Source organism: Nitrospirota bacterium, assembly GCA_020846775.1.
Classification (GTDB): Bacteria; Nitrospirota; 9FT-COMBO-42-15; order HDB-SIOI813; family HDB-SIOI813; genus RBG-16-43-11.
In genome coordinates this window covers 1-2,565 of record JADLDG010000128.1, presented here as the reverse complement: position 1 = coordinate 2,565, position 2,565 = coordinate 1, and the positions used below count along the sequence as shown (strand labels likewise).

5 protein-coding genes and 1 pseudogene are annotated in these 2,565 nt (G+C 39.3%); all 6 read left to right on the top strand.

Annotation, left to right across the window (positions count from 1 at the left end; genetic code table 11):
- Nucleotides 1-163 precede the first annotated feature (163 nt).
- Nucleotides 164-1,009, top strand: a complete 846-nt coding sequence (csm5, locus tag IT392_13590) for a type III-A CRISPR-associated RAMP protein Csm5 (GenBank protein MCC6545504.1) — start codon at nt 164-166, stop codon at nt 1,007-1,009.
- 325 nt (nt 1,010-1,334) lie between these two features.
- Nucleotides 1,335-1,580, top strand: a complete 246-nt coding sequence (locus IT392_13585) for a hypothetical protein (protein ID MCC6545503.1) — start codon at nt 1,335-1,337, stop codon at nt 1,578-1,580.
- 140 nt (nt 1,581-1,720) lie between these two features.
- The gene (locus IT392_13580) at nt 1,721-1,966 is read left to right on the top strand and encodes a type II toxin-antitoxin system HicB family antitoxin (protein ID MCC6545502.1); all 246 of its coding nucleotides are present in this window, start codon (nt 1,721-1,723) and stop codon (nt 1,964-1,966) included.
- 2 nt (nt 1,967-1,968) lie between these two features.
- Nucleotides 1,969-2,168, top strand: a pseudogene (locus tag IT392_13575) (type II toxin-antitoxin system HicA family toxin).
- Nucleotides 2,169-2,174: 6 nt separating this feature from the next.
- Nucleotides 2,175-2,345 (top strand): hypothetical protein, encoded by a 171-nt coding sequence (locus IT392_13570; GenBank protein MCC6545501.1) that lies wholly within the window; start codon nt 2,175-2,177, stop codon nt 2,343-2,345.
- 60 nt (nt 2,346-2,405) lie between these two features.
- Nucleotides 2,406-2,565: hypothetical protein (locus IT392_13565; GenBank protein MCC6545500.1), on the top strand; the 160-nt coding region annotated here is incomplete at its 3' end.

The following is a 2,565-nucleotide window of genomic DNA, read 5'->3' as shown; positions in this document are numbered from 1 at the left end:
TTCTACCCTGGAGCCTCTTGAATATGTGATAAAAGACAAGTTTTACAGAATCAACCTTGAAGAGTGGCTGTCAGCACTGCCTCCAGAAAGACTCAAAGAGTTCAAAAACCTTACGGGGAGGGATTATGCACAGAAGTCAGTCCTGACAGCATTGAGACGCTTTGTGAAGGACAATATTGATACAGTAAAATATGCAGAATGGGTTATTGATGTAAGCGAGGAGGTAAGAGGTATATATGATAGCAAATTTAATTCTCCTGAAAACCAGTTGCCTGTGGCTCCATTCATCAGGACTGGAATAAGTCCATATCTTCCTGGTTCCTCGATAAAAGGGGCTGTCAGGACTGCATATCTGAATCTCCTTAAGAGTGGGACACAGTTTCTAAAAGAAAAAAGGAGGGCCGAATTAGTTGAAGGGGAATTATTAAGGGCAATTATCCCTGGAAAAGAAGGAAGCTTTCCAAGATTTACGATAGATAAAGACCCGTTCAGGGCCATTAAAGTGAAAGATACCTTTCTTCCGGCAGGTTCAACATTTTTTGCAGAGGCTATAAATTATAATAAAAAAGATGGTCATTTAAATCCAACATCAATTCAAATATTAACTGAAGTTACTTATGGAAGTCTTCTGAATAAAACAGTATCCTTCGACATGGAAATACAAATTGACAGGAAGGTGATACTCCGTCCGCAGTGTGGCATAGATAGCCTCCACAGAAACATCACCGTACAGGACCTTCTTCATGCTTGTAACAACTTTTACACTAAGGTGCTTACAGAAGAATGTAGTAAATTTCTTACTGGTGTCAGCGGCGGTGAACATATAAGAGCGGTGTATAGCCAGATTTTAGAAAAAGCAAAGGGTGGCTATCTCTTTCGTCTTGGATGGGGAAGCGGGCTGATTTCCATGACCATTTCAGAGGATCTAAGAACTGAAAGAAGATATGGTAAGTCAAAGCACCTTATTGATAAACGTCTACCCATGGGTTTTGTAAAACTTTCATTGTGAGGATCATGTGCTCAAATTTGAACATCTGTTTCATGCGCTGAATCTATACATAGCGACCTTAATAACTTCTCATGATCATCGTATCGTCATTCCTGCGAAGGCAGGAATCCATACAGATACACTGGATTCCCACTTTCGTGGGAATGACAATACATTTGAATAATGCGCAATTATTTATGACGTCATATATAAAAAAAGTCCGTTATCTCCTTGCGGGTGGTATTGCTGTTAATCTTTATGGTATAGAAAGGGCTACTGCTGATATAGACATCATTGTGGATCTTGAAGATGATAACCTTAAGTTCCTTTAATGCTCGAAGACTTTTTGAAAATAGAAAAAAGGGATGAATGGGTAAAGGAAAAGGACATGATGGTCTTCAGCCTCTTTGATCCAAAAGATCCGTTTTTCTTGCTTGATGTATTTGTAGAAATGCCTTTTGATTTTGAACAAGTATACAAAGAAAGAAGGAAGATGAAAGCAGAAAAGATATCTATCTCTGTTATTCCGCTGCAAGCGCTTATAGAAATGAAAGAGAAGGCTAACAGGCCCCAGGATTTAGCGGATACATAAAGAATACGAAAGAGCTATTGAGCAGGGAGGATTACTGAGGGTCAAATATGAAAAGAACATTTTTGAGGAGTTTTCCGTGTAATCGTTGTTTAAACTAATTGGAGGAGTTATACAATAATGATGAAAGAAAGGAATAGACCATGTTGACAGAATATATCCAGAATGCTATTGCAATGGCTGAATATAAAAAAATAGAAGATGGAAGCTGGTTTGCCGAAATTCCAGGTTTTGAAGGGGTTTGGGCTAATGGCGGCTCTGTTGAGGATTGCCGGAGAGAGCTTATAGAGGTCTTGGAGGAATGGCTTTTACTAAAGATACAGGATAAAGATAATATACCCTCTGTAGGTGGGGTCGAGATAAAGATCAAAAAGAGTGCGATTGCATAATTATGCCAAATGCAATATCAAGAAAGGAATTAATAAGAAAATTCAAGGCACTTGGCTACTCAGGCCCATTCTCATGCGCTAAACATCAGTCTATGATAAAGGGAACCAGGAAAATACATATTCCGGGGATATTCATGCAAGCCTCATCAAAGAAATTCTTCGACAGGCTGGTATAAGTAATGATGAATGGGACTGTGCATAGAGAATTATGGATAAACCGTTACTTTATTACAAGACAAAAGAAGAAATAGAGGCATACAGAAAGAAGCCTGTTATAGAAAAGCTGAAATGGCTTGAAGCCCAGATGGAGTTCTTCCACAAGGCGATGCCAAATAAGGCCAAGGAAATTAGGGATAGGTTAAAAAGGGGTGAGTTGTGAACTCCCTCAACAGGCGTTAATGGAGATACTTTATGATAGACGAACCTGGAGTTTCAATAATTGTCGTCAATGAATGATACAACACCGGAGATCGAGGCTCTCTTTAATCAGATGATCATGAAAAAGAGCGGGCAGGAAAGAATGATGATGGGGTTTTCCATGTTTGATATGGCTCGTATGCAGGTTGAGGCAGGTATCAGGGCAAATAATCCCAACTCTA